The sequence below is a fragment of the Flavobacterium algicola genome (assembly GCF_022399565.1).
Taxonomy (GTDB): domain Bacteria; phylum Bacteroidota; class Bacteroidia; order Flavobacteriales; family Flavobacteriaceae; genus Flavobacterium; species Flavobacterium algicola.
Genome location: NZ_JAJTUT010000005.1, coordinates 1 through 19,270 on the forward strand (window position 1 = coordinate 1; position 19,270 = coordinate 19,270).

Annotated in this window: 20 protein-coding genes and 2 tRNA genes; 7 read left to right on the forward strand and 15 right to left on the reverse strand. The window is 34.1% G+C overall.

Features of this window, described 5'->3' with window-relative positions; all coding sequences use genetic code 11:
* Nucleotides 1-1,217: 1,217 nt before the first annotated feature.
* The 8 genes from LXH21_RS15380 to LXH21_RS15415 all read right to left on the reverse strand — a co-directional run bounded on the left by LXH21_RS15380 (nt 1,218) and on the right by LXH21_RS15415 (nt 6,023).
* Nucleotides 1,218-1,291 (reverse strand) — tRNA-Thr (locus LXH21_RS15380).
* A 186-nt stretch (nt 1,292-1,477) separates the two neighbouring features.
* Nucleotides 1,478-1,551: transfer RNA gene (locus LXH21_RS15385), tRNA-Thr, on the reverse strand.
* Nucleotides 1,552-1,628: 77 nt separating this feature from the next.
* The gene (locus LXH21_RS15390; protein ID WP_239867941.1) at nt 1,629-1,895 is read right to left on the reverse strand and encodes a hypothetical protein; all 267 of its coding nucleotides are present in this window, start codon (nt 1,893-1,895) and stop codon (nt 1,629-1,631) included.
* Between the two features lie 57 nt (nt 1,896-1,952).
* Complete coding sequence (locus LXH21_RS15395; RefSeq protein ID WP_239867944.1) at nt 1,953-2,915, reverse strand: type I phosphomannose isomerase catalytic subunit; 963 nt, start codon at nt 2,913-2,915, stop codon at nt 1,953-1,955.
* Nucleotides 2,912-3,388, reverse strand: a complete 477-nt coding sequence (locus tag LXH21_RS15400; RefSeq protein ID WP_239867947.1) for a peroxiredoxin — start codon at nt 3,386-3,388, stop codon at nt 2,912-2,914. The genes LXH21_RS15395 and LXH21_RS15400 overlap by 4 nt, the downstream gene beginning before the upstream one ends.
* Nucleotides 3,388-3,798, reverse strand: a complete 411-nt coding sequence (locus LXH21_RS15405; RefSeq protein WP_239867950.1) for a 6-pyruvoyl trahydropterin synthase family protein — start codon at nt 3,796-3,798, stop codon at nt 3,388-3,390. Before LXH21_RS15405 ends, LXH21_RS15400 begins: the two co-directional genes overlap by 1 nt.
* 55 nt (nt 3,799-3,853) lie before the next feature.
* Nucleotides 3,854-4,381, reverse strand: coding sequence for an isopentenyl-diphosphate Delta-isomerase (idi, locus tag LXH21_RS15410; protein ID WP_239867953.1), 528 nt, complete (start codon nt 4,379-4,381; stop codon nt 3,854-3,856).
* A gap of 76 nt (nt 4,382-4,457) precedes the next feature.
* Nucleotides 4,458-6,023, reverse strand: a complete 1,566-nt coding sequence (locus LXH21_RS15415; protein ID WP_239867957.1) for an NAD(P)/FAD-dependent oxidoreductase — start codon at nt 6,021-6,023, stop codon at nt 4,458-4,460.
* A gap of 175 nt (nt 6,024-6,198) precedes the next feature.
* Here LXH21_RS15415 and LXH21_RS15420 point away from each other — a divergent pair, with 175 nt between their 5' ends.
* The 3 genes from LXH21_RS15420 to LXH21_RS15430 all read left to right on the forward strand — a co-directional run bounded on the left by LXH21_RS15420 (nt 6,199) and on the right by LXH21_RS15430 (nt 8,328).
* Nucleotides 6,199-6,438, forward strand: coding sequence for a hypothetical protein (locus LXH21_RS15420; protein WP_239867959.1), 240 nt, complete (start codon nt 6,199-6,201; stop codon nt 6,436-6,438).
* A 135-nt stretch (nt 6,439-6,573) separates the two neighbouring features.
* Nucleotides 6,574-7,329 (forward strand): DUF547 domain-containing protein, encoded by a 756-nt coding sequence (locus tag LXH21_RS15425; protein WP_239867961.1) that lies wholly within the window; start codon nt 6,574-6,576, stop codon nt 7,327-7,329.
* 90 nt (nt 7,330-7,419) lie between these two features.
* A complete protein-coding gene (locus LXH21_RS15430) occupies nt 7,420-8,328 on the forward strand; it encodes a 1-acyl-sn-glycerol-3-phosphate acyltransferase (RefSeq protein ID WP_239867964.1) in 909 nt (302 codons plus the stop codon).
* 1 nt (nt 8,329) lies between these two features.
* On the opposite strand, the gene LXH21_RS15435 is transcribed toward LXH21_RS15430, so the two are convergent.
* The 4 genes from LXH21_RS15435 to LXH21_RS15450 all read right to left on the reverse strand — a co-directional run bounded on the left by LXH21_RS15435 (nt 8,330) and on the right by LXH21_RS15450 (nt 13,127).
* Complete coding sequence (locus LXH21_RS15435) at nt 8,330-9,358, reverse strand: VOC family protein (protein WP_239867966.1); 1,029 nt, start codon at nt 9,356-9,358, stop codon at nt 8,330-8,332.
* Nucleotides 9,359-9,380: 22 nt separating this feature from the next.
* Nucleotides 9,381-10,169: an SDR family oxidoreductase gene (locus tag LXH21_RS15440; RefSeq protein ID WP_239867968.1), complete on the reverse strand. Its 789-nt coding sequence runs from the start codon at nt 10,167-10,169 to the stop codon at nt 9,381-9,383.
* Entirely contained in the window at nt 10,159-10,857 is a 699-nt protein-coding gene (locus LXH21_RS15445) for a TIGR04283 family arsenosugar biosynthesis glycosyltransferase (protein ID WP_239867970.1), read from the reverse strand. Before LXH21_RS15445 ends, LXH21_RS15440 begins: the two co-directional genes overlap by 11 nt.
* 74 nt (nt 10,858-10,931) lie before the next feature.
* Entirely contained in the window at nt 10,932-13,127 is a 2,196-nt protein-coding gene (locus LXH21_RS15450) for an ATP-dependent DNA helicase RecQ (protein ID WP_239867972.1), read from the reverse strand.
* Between the two features lie 85 nt (nt 13,128-13,212).
* On the opposite strand from LXH21_RS15450, the gene LXH21_RS15455 reads away from it, so the two are divergent.
* From LXH21_RS15455 to lptB, 3 genes are all read left to right on the forward strand, one after another.
* The gene (locus LXH21_RS15455) at nt 13,213-14,178 is read left to right on the forward strand and encodes a KpsF/GutQ family sugar-phosphate isomerase (RefSeq protein ID WP_239867974.1); all 966 of its coding nucleotides are present in this window, start codon (nt 13,213-13,215) and stop codon (nt 14,176-14,178) included.
* Nucleotides 14,178-14,987: a twin-arginine translocase subunit TatC gene (tatC, locus tag LXH21_RS15460; RefSeq protein ID WP_239867976.1), complete on the forward strand. Its 810-nt coding sequence runs from the start codon at nt 14,178-14,180 to the stop codon at nt 14,985-14,987. Before LXH21_RS15455 ends, tatC begins: the two co-directional genes overlap by 1 nt.
* 84 nt (nt 14,988-15,071) lie before the next feature.
* Nucleotides 15,072-15,812, forward strand: a complete 741-nt coding sequence (gene lptB, locus LXH21_RS15465; RefSeq protein WP_239867979.1) for an LPS export ABC transporter ATP-binding protein — start codon at nt 15,072-15,074, stop codon at nt 15,810-15,812.
* Between the two features lie 88 nt (nt 15,813-15,900).
* On the opposite strand, the gene LXH21_RS15470 is transcribed toward lptB, so the two are convergent.
* The 3 genes from LXH21_RS15470 to LXH21_RS15480 form a co-directional block, all read right to left on the reverse strand.
* The gene (locus LXH21_RS15470) at nt 15,901-16,281 is read right to left on the reverse strand and encodes a PH domain-containing protein (RefSeq protein ID WP_239867982.1); all 381 of its coding nucleotides are present in this window, start codon (nt 16,279-16,281) and stop codon (nt 15,901-15,903) included.
* Between the two features lie 133 nt (nt 16,282-16,414).
* Nucleotides 16,415-17,278, reverse strand: a complete 864-nt coding sequence (locus LXH21_RS15475; protein ID WP_239867984.1) for a glycoside hydrolase family 25 protein — start codon at nt 17,276-17,278, stop codon at nt 16,415-16,417.
* Nucleotides 17,279-17,287: 9 nt separating this feature from the next.
* Entirely contained in the window at nt 17,288-18,001 is a 714-nt protein-coding gene (locus tag LXH21_RS15480) for a CDP-alcohol phosphatidyltransferase family protein (RefSeq protein ID WP_239867987.1), read from the reverse strand.
* Between the two features lie 182 nt (nt 18,002-18,183).
* Between LXH21_RS15480 and LXH21_RS15485 the strand changes: the two genes are divergently transcribed.
* Nucleotides 18,184-19,254, forward strand: coding sequence for a putative type IX sorting system protein PorV2 (locus tag LXH21_RS15485; RefSeq protein WP_239867990.1), 1,071 nt, complete (start codon nt 18,184-18,186; stop codon nt 19,252-19,254).
* Nucleotides 19,255-19,270 lie beyond the last annotated feature (16 nt).

Below are 19,270 nucleotides of genomic sequence, written 5' to 3' on the forward strand. Positions count from 1 at the left end.
GACTGAAGGTCTAGTGGTTATTTCTGAATCTCTCGATTCTATTACTCTTATTCTTTTGTTTTAAGATCTCTCTTAAAACGGCTGTCAATTCAATATGTCTAGGAACGTGTTCTTATCTTGTTTCTCGTTTCGTTATCATGTTAAACATGTTTCTCGAAGCGTGTGCAAAAGTAGAAAACTATTTCGTTTCTCGCAAGAAAAATTTAAAGTTTTTTTAAGAGATGAATCTCTTTTTCCTTATTCTTTCTTACCAGTCTTTCAAATAACTTTCATTGTTTTACCTCACTTAACTTTTATTCATAAAAAGTGTTCGATGAACTTCGTTTGCGGGGTGCAAAAGTAATTCGTTTACTTTAATCTCACAAGCTTTATTTGATATTTTTTTTTAGAAGAATTTCTTCCTTTATATCAGTATCGCTTGCCAGTGTGTCAGTGAACTTGTTCGTTGTTGCGGGTGCAAAAGTAGTGAGTCTTCACCGTTATTCAATACTTTTTCTTAACCTTTTTTTAATCTATTTTTTAATTAGCTGGAAAAGTGTAACTTGAGTTTTGATTGTTTTTAATTTTGTACGATTTTGGAGTTTATTTTAGTGGGTTTGGGTTAGTTTGCCCCACTACTCCATTGCAACATCGCCTATATATAGGTATCCGTTATTTGCATTTGCTGGGTTTATTGTGATTATTACCTCCATTTATTACAAACCTACAGCATGATTAAGTAGTTTTGATTTGACTTGACTTCGATATACAACTCCTAATAGGATCTAGAAAAATATTCTGGGGTTAGTTTCTGCTACTATATATAAAGGTACAATTATCGAATGCCTATATTTTGTTCTCCATGATACCAAACACTATACTTCTAAATAAACCAAATCTACTCTCTTAGCCCCGATAGAAGTGACATCCTGTTGTGTTGCGATAGCATAAACAACAGATACAACGGATAGCGGGACGATGCTTACTGACAAAAACTAATCTCTCTGCTCCTGAAAAGAAACAGAACTTAAAATCAACAAGATTAGACAAAAAAACAGATAGATTGATAGAAATACAAAACCAAGAAATGCGCAAGGCTTTAAAAACTTAAACCAACAAAAACAATCGACTGAAAAATTAAAAAGGAAGATGTCATAGATTCCAGTCCAGAAATACAACAAACTGACCTGACTAAAAACAAAAAAACCACCTAACAAAAGTTAGATGGTTTTACGATGAGCCGGCGGAGGGACTCGAACCCACGACCTGCTGATTACAAATCAGCTGCTCTAGCCAACTGAGCTACGCTGGCGTCTCATTTCGGGTGCAAATATAAGCATCATTTTGAAAGATGCAACAAAACGTTTAATTTTTTTTAAAATTATTTTTGAAGCCGCTTTTTAAGCATTACAGTATGATTAACTATCATAATAAAACAACAAACAAACAGTTTTAAAATAAAAAAACCACCTAACAAAAGTTAGATGGTTTTACGATGAGCCGGCGGAGGGACTCGAACCCACGACCTGCTGATTACAAATCAGCTGCTCTAGCCAACTGAGCTACGCTGGCGTCTCATTACGGGTGCAAAGATATACATGATTTTGAATTTACCAAAATATTTTTACAATTTTCCGTAATTTTATTGACTACAAATCGTTGATTTTTGCAATTAATTGATTTGCAGTTTGTTCCAATTCAACATTGATTTGTTTGAAATGTGCTTTTTTATTTTCAACGTTCTTAGCGTTCACTTTTGCGATCAAAACATCGAATGCAGCGATAGCTTCATCAATCAAATTGTTCGTTTCATCAGTTGGTTTTCCTGAAGTAGAAATTTCGAATAAATAAACTGCTTCAATAATATCACCTAAAACGTAGTTGATGTCTTTTTTTAAATTCTTAACGTTTGCCATTTTTTTTTTAATTTTAATTTGCGTGTGCAAAAATACACATAATCTTTCTATTCCCTACTATGAAATGTAAATTTCTAAAAGAGAAGCTTTTCCGCTTAATTCATAGTTCTTCAAACCAGCTGGAATAAGTACTGTGTTACCTTTCTGGAAGTTATACTTTTGATTATTAGCCGTAATCTCAAATGCTCCTTCGATACACATGTACACTGTAAAAGTTTCACCTGTCTTATCAATCGTCACAACACCATCCAAAGGAATTGAATTAGTCGTGAAATATTTACAATCAACAATTGTATTTGACTCATTAACGGTATCACTATAACTTTTAAATGTATCTACCTTATTGTAATTGATTGCATCTAAAGCCAAATCAACATGTAGCTCTCTGGTATTACCACTAGCATCTACCCTATCAAAGTCATATAGACGATAAGTTATATCTGAAGTTTGCTGAATTTCTGCTACTACAAGCCCTGCTCCTATTGCATGAACTGTGCCTGTCTCTAGAAAAAATACATCTCCTTTTTTTACCGCTACTGTGTCTAATATATTTAAAAGAGTTTTGTTCTCCAGATTTTCTACATACTCTTTTGCATTTGAATCTTCTTTAAATCCGACAATGATTCTAGCGTCTTCATCGGCTTGCATAATATACCACATTTCAGTTTTACCAAAAGAGTTGTGACGTTCTTTTGCCAATGCATCATTTGGGTGAACTTGAATAGATAAATCTTGTTTCGCATCTAAATATTTAAACAACAAAGGAAAGTCGGTACCAAATTTCTCATGTACATTTGTCCCTAAGATTTCATTTGGATTTACTTCAATCAATTCTGTCAATGATTTTCCAGCTAAGTCACCATTTGCCACTACACTTACATCTCCCTTCACATCAGATAACTCCCAACTCTCTCCTGTGATGTTAGAAGTAATCGATTTATTAAGTACTGTTTTTAACTTTTCTCCTCCCCAGATTCTTTCCTTTAAGATTGGCTCAAATTGTAATGGATAAAGATTCATGTCTTGTTATTTTTAATATTAATTAATTCTTTTACTTTCTGTAATGCTTTTGAAATATGATTTTTTCCTAAAACTGAATCGAAAATCATTTGAATTATTCCGTCGTCGTCAATAACAAATGTTATTCTATTTGACAAGAAACCAAAAAAATGTGAAGATACACCATATTTTTTCTTTATTTCCTGACTTTCATCAGATAATAAAAGAAAAGGTAGCTTAAATTTGTTTGCAAATTCTTGATGAGAAGCAACGTCATCACTGCTAACACCAATTACATCTGCACCTAGATTTTGAAAATCCTGATAACTATCTCTAAAGCTACAGGCTTGTGCTGTACAAATTGCGGTATTATTTTTTGGATAAAAGTAAAGCACTAAAACCTTTTTCTCTATTATGGATTGACTTTCAAAATTTTTTCCATGAATATCTTTCGAACTAAAATGGGGTGCTTTGTCGCCGACTTTTAAAATCATTATTCCCCTCTATAGGTTACAAAATTACGCGGTGTTTCATATAAAACAACTTCCAAATCAAATTCAAGTTGAATTCTTTTTCGAATTTTATTCCAGATCACGACGACAATATTTTCTGCAGTTGGGTTTAAATCTTGAAATTCGGGAACATCAATATTTAGATTTTTATGATCGAATGGATTTTCAACTTCTTCCTTAATGATATCTGCCAAGATTTTTACATCCATAACAAAACCAGTTTCGGGATCAATGGCTCCTGTAACACTCACGATAAGTTCATAGTTGTGTCCATGAAAACTAGGATTGTTACATTTTCCAAATATGGCATCGTTTTTTTCAAAAGACCAATCTTTACGATACAATCGATGTGCAGCGTTGAAGTGTGCTTTTCTACTTATTGTTACTTTCATATATAGGAATACTATTTTTTAAACAAACAAAACTTCCAATCTAAGGTAGCTTTAATTAGATTTTGTGATCTTCAAGAAAATGATAAAACTCTTCAAAAATGATTTTGAACCAGACAGTATAAAGTTCCGGATGATTTTTCATGTCTTCCTGCACTGCTCCGATACTCATCCATTTCCAACTTTCGGCTTCATCAACGTTAATATTTGGCTCTTCATTATAATGACCTATCATTACATGATCTAATTCATGTTCTGTTAAACCATTATCAAAAGGCGCTTTGTATATAAAGTGAAACAATTCTTTTAAATCGGTCTGAAAGCCCATTTCTTCAAACAGCCTGCGTGTTCCCGCTTGCAAATTTGTTTCACCTTCCCGTTGATGGCTGCAACAAGTATTTGTCCACAGTAATGGAGAATGGTATTTATGAGCGGCACGCTGCTGGAGCATGATCTCATTTCTATCATTTAAGATAAAGACCGAAAAAGCACGATGCAAGAGGGCTTTTTCATGCGCTTCAAGCTTTGGCATTAAGCCAATCTGTTCGTCTTTTTCATTAACTAATATTACATTTTCTTCTATCATAATTATTTTTAGCCTCACAAAAATACAAAAAGATCTGCTATTGTTTGAGGGTTACTAAAGGGATAACGAAATTTAACTATTGTTTATTTAGACTTTTTGCAATCATAAGTGCACATTTTTCACCATCAATCGCAGCAGAAATTATCCCACCTGCATATCCTGCTCCTTCGCCACAAGGATACAAACCCTTAATTTGAAGGTGCTCCAATGTAAGGCCGTCACGAGGAATACGAACTGGTGATGAAGTTCTGGATTCGGGCGCATGAAGAATCGCTTCATTTGTCAAATAGCCTTTCATCGATTTTCCAAATTCAGAGAATCCTTCTCTTAGAATCTGACTTAAAAAACCTGGGAATACCTGCCCCATCTCTACAGAAGTTGTGCCTGGGACGTATGATGTCTTGGGAATTTCAGAAGATACTTTATTCTGTACAAAATCGATCATTCGTTGTGCGGGAACCTTTTGACTTTCTCCTGCCAAATGCCAAGCTTTTTGCTCAATACTTTTTTGAAATTCCATTCCTGCCAAAGCTCCAAATTTTTCAAAAGGTTTGAAGTCTTCCAATTTTAATTCGATAACAATTCCCGAATTTGCAGTTGCCTGATCTCTTTTTGACGGAGACCAACCATTTGTCACTACTTCTCCTGGGCTTGTTGCACATGGCGCGATGACTCCTCCAGGACACATACAAAATGAGTACATGCCACGACCGCCCACCTGTTTCACTATACTATAAGGAGCGGGAGGTAAAAGTTCTCCTCTAAAATCGCAGTTGTATTGAATTTGATCAATCAATGATTGAGGATGTTCGGCACGCACGCCTAGAGCAAATGCTTTGGCTTCGATAAATATTTTCTTTCTATCTAATAGTTCAAATACATCACGAGCAGAATGTCCTGTTGCTAATATTAATTTATTAGCCAGTATAGTCTCTCCTGCTTGCGTAACAATACCTTCTATTTCATTATTTTTAGTCAATATATCTGTAACTCTTGTTTCAAAAAGCACTTTCCCACCACACGCTATTATTTTTTCTCGAATGTCTTGAATAATTTGCGGCAATTTATTGGTTCCTATATGTGGATGTGCCTCTACCAATATATCTGGTGTAGCCCCAAATGCCACTAACAATTCTAAAATGCGAGTAACATCACCTCTTTTTTTAGAGCGTGTATATAGTTTTCCATCAGAGTAAGTACCTGCTCCACCCTCTCCAAAGCAATAATTCGAATCTTCATTTACAATATGATCTCTATTTATCGCTTTCAAATCACGTCTACGCCCTTTGACATCTTTCCCTCTTTCTACAACAATTGGTTTTAAACCTAATTCTACCAATTGCAACGCTGCGAAAAGTCCGGCCGGACCTGCACCAACAACAATCACTTCTTGTGCATTAACAACAGAAGGGTAGTCTGGTAATTCTATTTTATTTTCTTGAAATAGCTCTCCCTTGGTGTAAACAGCCACTTTCAAATTGATCTTAATTGCTTTCTGACGGGCGTCAATAGAGCGTTTGAGAATGACAATATGCTGTAATTCGGCAAAAGGTATGTGAGATTTTTTGCTGATAAAATCTTTTAATAAAGAATCGTTACTGGCAATCTCTGGAGTGACTTGTATAAGAAGTTCTTGAGGCATTTTATGAATTGGTTACTTATTGCTTGTTAAATTTTCGAATTTCGAAAACAGCATGAAAGCACAAAAATAGTATATTGAATCGAATTTCTATTCTTTATAAAGAATTCCATTTTCATTATTTCACATAGCACTAGTCTTTGTATCTTTGATTTTAAAAATAATAGGAAGCATACTTATGTCTAGAAAAATAAAAATGATTTGGGATTTTCGTGGCCCTGCAAGTGAAAAAACTGCCGAACATCATGAAATTCATCTAAAAGAATACATAACAATTGAAAAAATTGAATTGAATATCACTGGCTTTGAAGTTAAGAATGAAATGCATGCGATTGCTTTTATGGTAGTAACTGATGAGCATATGTTACAAGTACGTGACAATTTGAAACCTCACCGAGCTGAATTGTATACTTTATAAAATGTGACTGTAAAGACGTAATAAATGTAGATAGATATGACGGTATAACATTTTGTAGAACCTATCTATCTTTACAATTTTAACCAAAATAAAAACCATAACAGTGATATTACGTATATTAATAAAAACACAATCATGAAAAATTTACTATCAGCTATATTGCTACTACTTATTATGCCTCTCGGTTTCTCCCAAACTATTGATTATGTAGGGATTTCAAGTAAACTTGTCGCATCTGCAAAAAGTCAAAACGGAAAAGAATCTGAATTGATGGATATCATTGCTAAGGCTGATGAAACTATTTTATTAGAGCAGTTAAAAAGTGACACCGAAAAGAAAGCTTTTTTTATAAATGTTTATAATGCCTTTACTAATATTTCTTTACGTAAAAATCCTGATCAATATAAGGATCGAGGTGCATTTTTCAAATCTGAACAATTTACTATTGCCGGTAACAAGGTGAGTCTTGACAATATTGAACATGATTTTCTAAGAAGGTCTAGCATTAAATGGAGTTTGGGTGCTTTACACAAAATTTTTCCATCTAAATTAGAACGTAAATTTCGAGTTGAAGATGTAGACTACCGCATTCATTTTAGCTTAAATTGTGGTGCAAAAAGTTGTCCTCCAGTTGGAATTTATGACGCAAAAAACCTTGATAAACAGTTGGACGCATCAACAGACAAATATTTAAAAGCAAATTCATCCTATGATGCGAAAACAGATAAATTAATTGTACCTGCTTTGATGAGCTGGTTTAGAGGAGATTTTGGAAATAAGAGAGGTGTTTGGGAAATTTGCAGAAAATTCAATATTATCCCAGAAGACGCTAAGCCTAAATTAAGTTATAAATACTATGACTGGACATTGGATATTGATAACTTCCTGTAGTACAATTGAACGATTTACAGATCACAAACTGAGTTAATTAAACATCTATCTAATTTGTATTACTTTTTTAAAACTGGAGCAAAACTTGCGTTGAAAATTTATTGTGGTAAGACCGTAGTACATTTTGATTCAAACACGTCATACGATTCTCCAAAGATAATAGCATCAAATCATCCCAATTCATTTTTTGATGCTATAGTCATCGCTGTTAACTATCCCAAACCAATCTATTTTTTGGCACGTGGAGATGCTTTTAAGAATCCACTTGCTGCGAAATTTTTAAACGCTATTCATTTAATTCCAATCTACAGATTAAGTGAAGGAAAAAGCAATTTAAGTAAAAATGAGGCAACATTCGAAAGATGCATATCACTATTTAAACAAAATAAAACCATTTTAATATTTTCAGAAGGTTTATGTGTCAACGAATGGCAATTGCGTCCTATAAAGAAAGGAACAGCTAGATTAGCATTGATGGCCTTGAAAGATAACATACACGATTTAAAAATTCAACCAGCCAACATCAATTACTCTTCTTTTACTAAGAACCCAAAAGATATTCTATTACATTTTAATAAGGAGTTTTTTATCGAAAGTGATTCTGACTTGAAAGAAAGTGTTTTTTATAACTCCTTTAATTCCCAGTTACGAAATGGAATTCTAGAAAAGATGATTTTACAATCTACAAAAGTTACTGTTCAACTATTCGAATTAAGAAAATCAGGATTGAAAAAGATCGGTCTTTCCGTACCAGCGCTTATTGGTTATGCTCTTAATCATTGGTTTTATACTATTTTTAAAAATATAACGCGTAAAAAAACCAAAAATACTGTTTTCTATGATTCAGTTCTTTTTGGTTTATTATTAATTTGCTATCCAGTGATGGTAACAATAGTGGCTATAATTGCAGGGCTGCTACTGAATTTTAAAATTGGGCTATTCCTATTTATTAGTTTTCCATTGACGGCATACTGCTATAGTGCTTATAAAGCAAACTGATTTATTTTACCTTACTAATTGCTAGTAATTTTATCATCCACTTTGGAAGAGGCTTTTCTATATTACGTTTTCTTAGATCCAAATACCATCCGATTTTTTTTAGTATTGGTACTTTGTGTGTTTCTACAAGCTCAATTAATGTGCCATCTGGATCTTCGATATAACAAAATCTACCCGATGCATTATCCATTTCAAAACTGTTACTACTATCCACAGAAAGGCTACAATTATTCATTTCTAAATGACTTTTTAGACTATCCATATCTAGTACATCAAAGCACAGATGTATAAATCCGCAATCTCCCCAATATCTATTTTCATAAATCTTTTTGGTTGCTTTATTTAATGCTTGCACCAATTCTATGGTAACATCACCCAACAACTCATTAAAAGCTCCTTTACCTGTAGCTTTCTTTCTTATCCCAACTTTCCTATAAGTAGTATTAAGTTCGGAATATTCAAAATCATATAAAACAACATCGAGTCCGATACAGTTTTTATAGAAAGCGAGCGATTTTTCCATATTACTTACACCAATGACTCCTCCTACTACGCCTCCTAAATCATGCAATCCAGTCTGAAACCAATTCTCAGTCGGAATGATCTTGAACTTATTATTGCAACTATCAGTAACCCAAAAGCAAATACCACTGTGTTCACAATTAATAATTTCTGAAACCTTTACATCTTTAACGGCAGATAATCTCGCATGGGATTTCGTAATGTCTTGCGATTTTAAAATAGCAGCATAGATACCTAAATCGCCAAAAGCTATTAGGTTGTTTTCTTCAGGAGTTCGGTCTAAATATTGCCATATCTCTAGACCGCCACCTCCTTGTAAGTTCATAGTTAATATCGCTTGTCTATTGTAAACTTTACCTCCTGTGTACTGAGTCATCAATCTTGCTTCGGCTTCATCATTAAAGATAAGAACGTCCATTCCAAACAAATGCTTGTAGGTATGCATTGCCTTTTCAGCGTTTTTTACTCCGATTCCAATTTGTTGTATTCCTGATAGATACTGATGCATTCTTAATTTAATTTTTAATCGATTACTGAACCCCTTTTTTATGGGCTATTTTATAGTATAAATTTGGAATAAACCACCATAGCCAAAATAATAATCTTTCCGCTTTTAAAATGTATATCACTTTTTTCTTTTTCAAAATTCCTGATATTATTTTTTTTACACAAAGATCAACTTCCATTCCAGCATCGCTATTTTCATCTGTATCTCCAAATCGCTGACCATCACCTGATAAAGCATTTTTTGATATATCTGTATTTATCCTACCAGGATATACGATAGAAACATGGATATTGGTTTTATAAATTTCACATTGTAATGTTTCTAAATATCCTTTAATGGCATGCTTTGATGCTGAATAACTCGACCGTAAAGGAAAGCCAATTAATCCAGCTATACTACTTATAACTGTCATACTGCCTGCATCCCGTTTAATAAAATGTGGAAGTATTGCTTGCGTTAAGGCTACAGGAGCGAAGTAATTTAAATTCATCAGTCGTTCGTAAACTCCCATTCCAGTATCTACTGCCATTGATCGCTGGCTTTGTCCTGCACTTTGAATTACAAAATCGATTTGTCCGTTTATTGCGATAGCATCAGAAACCAACTGAGGAATAGCATCTATTTTAAGTAAATCAAACGGTAAGATATCAACTTTAGAATTTGCTAACTCTACTTTTAACTGCTCCAAGGCTGATTTATTTGTAGCTGTCAAAATTAAAATTGCACCTTGCCGAGAAAGTTGGTAAGCAAGTTCTTTACCGATCCCAGAAGATGCTCCCGTGATCCAAACAATCTTATTCTTAAAATGCATTTTTTCTATAACTTAAAAGTTCTTTATATTTGGTCAACATTTCGTTTTGGGTTGCCCCTTTTTTATACATTTTAACAATTTCAAGATTTGCTAACTGGACAGTTAACCAAGAATTATCTACGTACTTACGTGCAGACACAAGTGTCGCTTTGGGAACTAATTTAAATCTTCCGTGTTCCCATATTCGAGCCAAGAAATCATAATCTTCCATTATTAGCATTTCTTCTTTAAATGTTCCGACTTTTTCCCACAATGCTTTGGTAACAAATATACTTTGGTCCCCACCACGGAAGAAAAGGTAATTAAATCGAGTAAAAAAAGCATTAAATTTTAATAATAGCATAGAATTATCAAACGTTGTTCTAAAACTGCCACAATCAAAATTTTTGCCAATAGCTTGTTCTATATCGGTGTAAAAACTAGGTATTGGTAAACTATCTGCGTGTAAAAAATAATAAACATCACCAGAAGCGTTTTTTACTCCATAATTCATCTGTCCGGAGCGACCCTTAATAGGCGAAATTAAAACTTGTGCACCTGCTGACCTTGCGATTGTAACTGTCTCATCAGTACTACCACCATCTGAGATAATGATTTCATACTTTTTCTCTCGAAGATTCTCTTTTAAATGAGAAATAATTGAAGCGATCGTTGCAGCTTCATTGTATGTAGGAATGATAATGCTCAAAAACATTTTTAACAGTTATAAATTTATATTTTTTCAAAAAAAAAAGAAGTTATATCAACTTCTTTTTTTTATTTCTAATTGGCTACTTCACTTATAAACTTAATACGCATGAACCGCAGTTCATCGATATCATAATCGCCATCAAATTCTTTAAGAGCGCCATCAATTTTATCTGACTCCGATTCCATGAAGTAATCGTAAATTTCTTCTTGTTGATCCTCATCAAGTAAATCATCAATCCAATATTTGATATTTAACTTGGTACCCGCATAAACGATTTGCTCCATTTCCTTAATTAAGGAATCCATAGTTAAACCTTTTGCCTTTGCAATATCATCGAGAGATAGCTTTCTATCGATATTTTGGATGATGTATAATTTATTTACCGAGTTGGTACCTGTAGATTTAACGACTAAATCATCTGGGCGAACAATATCATTGTCTTCAACGTATCGCGTAATTAAATTTACAAATTCTTTTCCGTACTTTTTAGCTTTCCCTTCTCCAACTCCATGAATGTTGACTAACTCTTCAACAGAAATTGGATATTTCAGAGCCATATCTTCTAAGGATGGATCCTGGAAAACTACAAAAGGCGGAACTCCAATTTTCTTCGCTTCTTTTTTACGCAACTCTCGTAACATGTTCATCAGATTTTCATCGATGGCTGCAGTAACTTTCGAAGCTGAAACTATCGCTTCGTCTTCCGTTTCATTGTATTCATGATCCTCAGACATCATAAACGATGAAGGATTTTTTATAAAATCCAATCCCTTGTCATTGATCTTTACAATTCCATAGGTCTCAATATCTTTTGCTAAATAACCTGCCACTAAAACTTGACGTAATAATGCCATCCAATATTTTTCGTCAAATTTATTACCGCTTCCAAAAAAGGGTTGCACATCTGTACGGTGCGCTTTGATCATAGCATTAACTCTTCCTATTAACGTAAATACGATCTCTTTGGATTTATAAATATGCCTAGTATCTCTAACTATTTCTAATAGCTTGACAACTTGATCTTGAGCTTCAATTTTTGTTTTGGGATTGCGTACATTATCATCCATGTCGGCACCATCTCCATTCTCGTCATCGAATTCTTCTCCAAAATAATGAAGCAAGAATTTCCTTCTCGACATAGAGGTCTCCGCATAAGCAACAACCTCTTGTAGTAAAGCAAAACCAATTTCTTGCTCTGCCACCGGTTTTCCAGACATGAATTTTTCTAACTTTTCAACATCTTTGTAAGAATAATATGCAAGGCAATGCCCTTCTCCACCATCACGTCCTGCGCGACCTGTTTCTTGGTAATAACTTTCTAATGATTTTGGAATATCGTGATGAATTACAAAACGTACATCTGGCTTGTCAATACCCATTCCAAATGCAATGGTTGCAACCACTACTTCTACATCTTCCATAAGGAACATGTCTTGGTGCTTTGCTCTCGTCTTAGCATCCAGTCCAGCATGATAGGGAACAGCACTAATACCATTTACCTTTAAAACCTCTGCTACTGCTTCTACTTTTTTACGGCTTAAACAATAGATAACCCCCGATTTCCCCTTATGTTGACGAATAAATCGAATGATGTCTGATTCTACATTTTTAGTTTTGGTCCGTACCTCATAATAGAGATTGGGCCTGTTAAAGGATGCTTTGAAAGTTGTTGCATCAGACATGTCTAAATTTTTAAGAATGTCTTCTTGCACTTTTGGAGTGGCCGTAGCGGTAAGTCCGATAATTGGCACATCTCCTATTTGTTTGATTATATTTTTTAAATTTCTGTATTCTGGTCGAAAGTCATGACCCCATTCTGAAATACAGTGTGCTTCATCTATAGCTACAAATGATATCGTAACACTTTTTAGAAAATTAACATTCTCTTCTTTCGTCAAAGATTCAGGAGCGACGTAAAGCAACTTTGTCAAACCAGAAGTTATATCTTTTTTGACTTGTGTGATTTCTGTTTTTGTTAAAGAGGAATTTAGAACATGCGCTACACCATTCTCTGATGACAAACTTCGAATAGCATCAACTTGATTTTTCATTAAAGCAATTAAAGGAGACACTACAATCGCAGTTCCTTCTCTTGTTAAAGCGGGCAATTGATAGCAAAGGGATTTACCTCCGCCGGTGGGCATAATTACAAATGTATTCTGCTTATTGAGCAAACTTTTAATTACCTGTTCTTGCAGTCCTTTAAATTGGCTAAAACCAAAATATTTCTTTAATTCCTTATGGATATCAATTTCGTTTGAATTCATTCTTTATTATATGGTATTTTATCTAAATTTGCACCTTATAAAGATAAACATTTCTTTCATAATTACAAATTTTAACCATTCTGTTTTGATAACAAAAGAAAATATATTGGCAATTGCCAAGAAAACAATTTTATCTGAAAGTGATGCAATTGCCAACTTAACCAATTTCCTTAATGACAGTTTTTATGACGCTACACAAGCCATTTTCAAGTCTAAGGGAAGGCTAATTGTCACAGGTATAGGTAAGAGCGCCATCATTGCACAGAAACTGGTAGCAACATTTAATTCAACTGGAACACCATCATTATTTCTGCATGCTGCTGAAGCCATTCATGGTGATCTAGGCATGGTACAAAATGAGGATGTGATTATCTGCATTTCTAAAAGTGGTAATAGTCCCGAGATAAAAGTATTAGTGCCTTTATTAAAGCGCTTTGGCAATACTTTAATCGCTATAACTGGAAATATGACTTCATTCTTGGCAAAAGGTTCTGACTTTGTTTTGAATACTACTGTAGACCAAGAAGCCTGCCCTATTAATCTGGCTCCAACCAACAGCACAACTGCTCAACTAGTAATGGGAGACGCACTTGCTGTTTGCCTAATGGAACTTAGGGACTTTAAACCCGAAGATTTTGCAGTCTATCACCCAGGTGGTGCACTTGGTAAGAAGCTCTTACTTAAAGTGAGCGATATGTTGGAGCATACACTAAAACCTATTGTAGCACCCGATGCTTCTATCAAGCAAGTAATTTTTGAAATTTCAGAAAAAAGGTTAGGGGTTACTGCCGTTGTAGAAGACAATCAAGTTATTGGAATTATTACCGATGGAGACATTCGTAGAATGTTGAGTGACCGCGATACTTTTGCCGATTTGACTGCAAAAGACATTATGACTAAAAACCCAAAATTGATTCAGTCTCAAACTATGGTTGCTGAAGCACTGAATATTTTAGAAGATTTTAAAATCACACAACTGATTGTTGTGGACGATAAAGAATACAAAGGAGTACTACATTTACACGATATTTTAAAAGAAGGAATTATATAATGGCAAAGAAAAACCTAAACGAGATGTCCTTTTTGGATCATCTAGAAGATTTGAGATGGTTATTGGTACGAAGCACAATTGCTATTATTATCATGGCAATATTAACTTATTTTATAAGTGACTATCTTTTCGATACCATTATTTTTGGTCCAACAAGACCCTCATTTTTCACTTATACATACATGTGTGAGCTATCACACCAAATAGGTTTTGCAGAAAGCATTTGCGTTACAGAGATGCCTTTTATCATTCAAAATACGGAAATGGAAGGGCAAGTAAATGTATTCATCTGGATTTGTCTTCTGGCTGGTTTTATTTTGGCTTTCCCCTTCATATTGTGGGAAATATGGAAATTTATTAGCCCTGCACTTTATGACAACGAGAAGAAAAACGCTAAAGTTTTTATATTTTTCTCCTCGCTACTTTTCTTCCTAGGAGTTCTATTTGGTTATTTCATCGTAATTCCGATGTCTGTAAATTTTGTTGCAACGTTTACAGTAAGTAGCGTCGTACTAAATCAATTCACATTAGACTCGTATATCGGTATGGTAAAAACATCTGTGATTGCTAGTGGTTTGTTTTTTGAGATGCCTATCATCATTTATTTCTTGACAAAGCTTGGACTTGTTAATCCGAAATTCTTGAGAGATTATCGCAAATATGCCATTGTATTGGTACTAATTATTGCTGCCATTGTTACACCACCAGACGTTGTGAGTCAAACAATCGTAGCGTTACCGATGTTATTAATTTACGAAGCTAGTATCTTTTTATCTGTGCTAGTACATAAGAAAGAAAATCAATCGTAACATATATTTATGATTAAATGCTGTAGTTTATTCGTTTATTTGTAATGTCTAAATACAGAAAATTAGAACACTCAAACATATACCATGATTTTAAGAGCTGATAATTTAATAAAAACATATAAAGGAAGAAGTGTTGTAAAAGGTATTTCGGTAGAGGTAAATCAGGGAGAAATCGTAGGTTTACTAGGTCCTAATGGAGCCGGAAAAACAACCTCTTTTTACATGATTGTAGGATTGGTAAAACCTAATGCAGGTAATATTTATCTCGACGATTTGGACATTACAGATTATCCTATGTACAAACGTGCTCAGCAAGGAATTGGCTATTTGGCTCAAGAGGCGTCTGTTTTTAGAAAACTAAGTATCGAAGATAATATCCTGAGTGTTTTGCAGCTTACAAAACTTTCTAAAGAGGAGCAAGTTGCTAAAATGGAAAGTCTTATCGAAGAATTTAGTTTGGAACATATACGAACAAATCGTGGCGACTTACTGTCGGGTGGTGAACGCCGTCGTACTGAAATTGCCCGATGTCTAGCGACCGATCCTAAATTCATTTTACTAGACGAACCTTTTGCGGGAGTTGACCCTGTAGCTGTAGAAGACATACAGCGTATTGTAGCGCAGTTAAAGAATAAAAACATTGGTATTCTTATCACAGATCATAATGTGCAAGAAACGCTGGCTATTACCGACAAAACCTATTTGATGTTTGAAGGTGGGATATTAAAAGCAGGAGTACCTGAAGAGTTAGTTGAAGACGAAATGGTGCGTAGAGTCTATCTAGGTCAAAACTTTGAATTGCGTAAGAAGAAAATTGATTTTTAGGCTTTCGTTATAAAAAAAAATTAAAAAGGTTCTGAGAAAAAAATATCTCAGAACCTTTTTTGCTATGATAAAAACTACTCGTACTCTTTTATTTCAGTACATGGGCTGCCAGTACATTGTGCACATCATAAACATTTACTGATTTATTAAATTGCTTTTTGATACTTGGCATTTGTTCACTCGAAACCCATATTTTCAATTCTGCATCCAGATCAAATGTTCCTGCTGTTTCAATACTAAATCTTGATATGCTTTTATATGAAACTGATTTGTATTCTATTTTATTACCTGTCAATCCTTGTTTATCTACTAGAATCAATCTTTTAGTTGTAAAGATAAATGTATCTCTAATTAGTTTAAATCCCAATTCAATTTGCTCTCCTTCAATTAGCAATTTGCCGTAATCTTTTTGCAAATCCTCTTGACTAACTGTACCCGCATTTCCTAATATTGCTGAAAAAATTCCCATCGTATTGTATTTTATAATAATCCTACTCCTTTGGCCTTTCGGTTACGCCCTGTCTTTTTTGGTTTCCAGTATCCATTTTATTTTCAAATATAAAACTTTTCTGTCATGAAGTACGATTTCGAATTAAAAAACATTAATCGACTGTAATAAACTGCAATTGTTGCAAATCACCATTGTAAATATTGACATCTACATTGCCGTCTATACCTGGTACCGACGCTTTTTCGGAAAACTGCCAGAACAGCCAATCGTCTTCCATTTCTTCTCGATAGAAGTTGTAGTTAGCTATCCAAAATAAGTAGTCACTGAACTCCTCTTTCAAGAAATCATCATAATATTTTTCTCCCGTATAAATAATTGGACGTACATGGTAGTGCTCTTCTACCCTAGTAAGCCAACGTTTAAGACCAATCTTTAATCTTTGTAATGACTGATTTTTCGGCAACCTTTCTATGTCCAAAACTGGTGGTAGATCACCTTTTGATAAATGAACTGTTTTTATAAATAGATCGGCTTGATCAATGGAGTTTTCGTTTGGACGGTAATAATGATAGGCACCGCGAATCATCTTATTCTTCTTGGAACCATGCCAGTTTTTTTCGAACTTTCTGTCAAGACGATCAGAACCAACCGTTGCCCGAATGAGAACAAAATGGACGGGATATGTTTTTTCAAGAGTGTCTACATACGACCATCTAATATTACCTTGGTATTCTGAAACATCGATTCCGACTGACTTTCCATCAATTTTCTCGAGTACTTGAATATTTCGAATATCAGAAAGTCGCTTACTCTCGTCACTCTCTGTCAATGCTTTATTGGACTTAAAACTAAAATAGTAAGCAATACCATCTCGATAATGGTAAAGTATTGCAAGCACTACAGTTACTATACATATGTACAAGAAAACCTTCTTTATAGTAGAATAAAAGGGACTGTTTTTCTTAGTTGTTTTTCGAATGGGAGTAGATCTCCTTCTTACCGTTTTCTTTCTCATCAAAGACAATTACTTCTTAATCCACTTGTTGTTGACCACTGATAGCAATACATAGAAGAGAATCGTTAATGCCACTCCGCCAAATTGAAAAAAGACAACAAATAAAAGTGAAAAAAGCAAAAATACGACTTGAAGAAGGTTGTCTTGTAGAGTAAACTTTTTTATTTTTAATGAAAATAGCGGGACTTCTGCATTAAGAATGTAAGCGCTACCAACAATGATAACCAACAAAAAATACTGATTGGTCATTAACTCTAGTAAAAATAAGGAGTCAGAATAATGTAAAACTAGCGGCAAACTTAAGATAAATAAAGCATTGGCAGGAGTTGGCAAGCCAATAAAGGAGTCAGTTTGACGGGTGTCTATATTGAAATTGGCCAATCGATAGCATGAACCTAATGTTACTATAAAACCTAAATAAGCAAACATAGGAAGGCTTGTGATTTCGTGTTGACTATCTTTTAGCATCATAAACATTACATAGCCCGGAACTAGACCACTTGTTACCATATCTGCAAGTGAATCTAATTGCAAACCTAAGGGACTAGCCACCTTAAACAAACGCGCAAAAAAACCATCGAAAAAATCTAGAAAAATTCCCAGGCAAACAAAATAAAATGCATACTCAAAATTAGATTCTGTTGCATAAACTAATGCAATACAGCCCGAAAGTAAATTTAATAAAGTGATTAAATTAGGAATTTGCTTCTTTATGGTGTGCATGATTTGATTTTTTATTTTGGACAAATTTAATACAATATGTGAATGAAAATAATCTTTTACACTATAGATTTTCAACAACTAATTGTTCTTGACCTTTTATTTACTGCTAAAAAGAAAGAAGCTCATTAAAAAATTATATTTTTGAAGAAAAATAATAACCGTTGCGTTTTAAAGCCAAGCAATTGAAGAATTTTCTATGTTTTCTTTTTATTTTTATTTGTGCTACCAATTATGGGCAAACTGTTAGAAAATACTCTAATGAGTTCCTTAACATTGGTGTAGATGCAGCTGCCTTGGGTATGGCCAACGCTGTTACCTCATCAACTAGTGATGTCAATTCTGGTTATTGGAACCCCGCAGGTTTAGTACATTTAGAAGATCATCAAGTTGCATTAATGCATGCTAATTATTTTGCCAACATTGCAAAATATGACTACCTAGCGTATGCTAGCCCTATAGATGACGAAAGCGCGTGGGGAATTTCATTAATACGATTTGGAGTTGATGATATCTTGAATACTACGGAGTTAATCGACAGCCAAGGAAACATTGATTATAATAGAATTAGTTTGTTTTCGACTGCTGATTACGCCTTTACTTTTTCATATGCTCGAAAATTACCCGTTGAAGGTTTTCAATACGGAATAAATGCCAAAATCATTAGACGTGTCATCGGGAAGTTTGCTAATGCTTGGGGATTTGGATTTGATGCAGGTGTACAATTTGAACGTAATGACTGGAAGTTTGGTTTAATGGTGAGAGACATTACGACAACTTATAATGTTTGGAATATTAACGAAAAAGAATATCAAAAAGTTTCTGAAGCCGTAGCAGGTCAAAATCAGGAGCTACCAGAATCAACAGAAATTACAGCTCCAAAATTGCAACTGGGTATTTCGAAGAAGTTTATCTTTCATTATGATTACAGCCTTTTGGCCGCAGCAAATATGAATATGCGTTTTGCACAGACAAATGATATCATCTCGACAAAATATGCAAGTGTTGATCCTGCTTTGGGACTTGAATTTGGCTATACAAATTTAGTCTTTGTTCGTGCAGGCGTTGGTAATTTTCAAAATGTAACCCAAATTGATGATACTGAAAAAGTGACTTTTCAACCCAATATTGGATTGGGATTTAAATACCGCGGTATTGCTGTAGATTATGCTTTGACTAATCTTGGTAATCAATCTAGTGCGCTCTACTCAAACATATTTTCGTTAAAAGTAGATTTAGGACAATTTAGGCGATAATAATAGAGCTACTTCG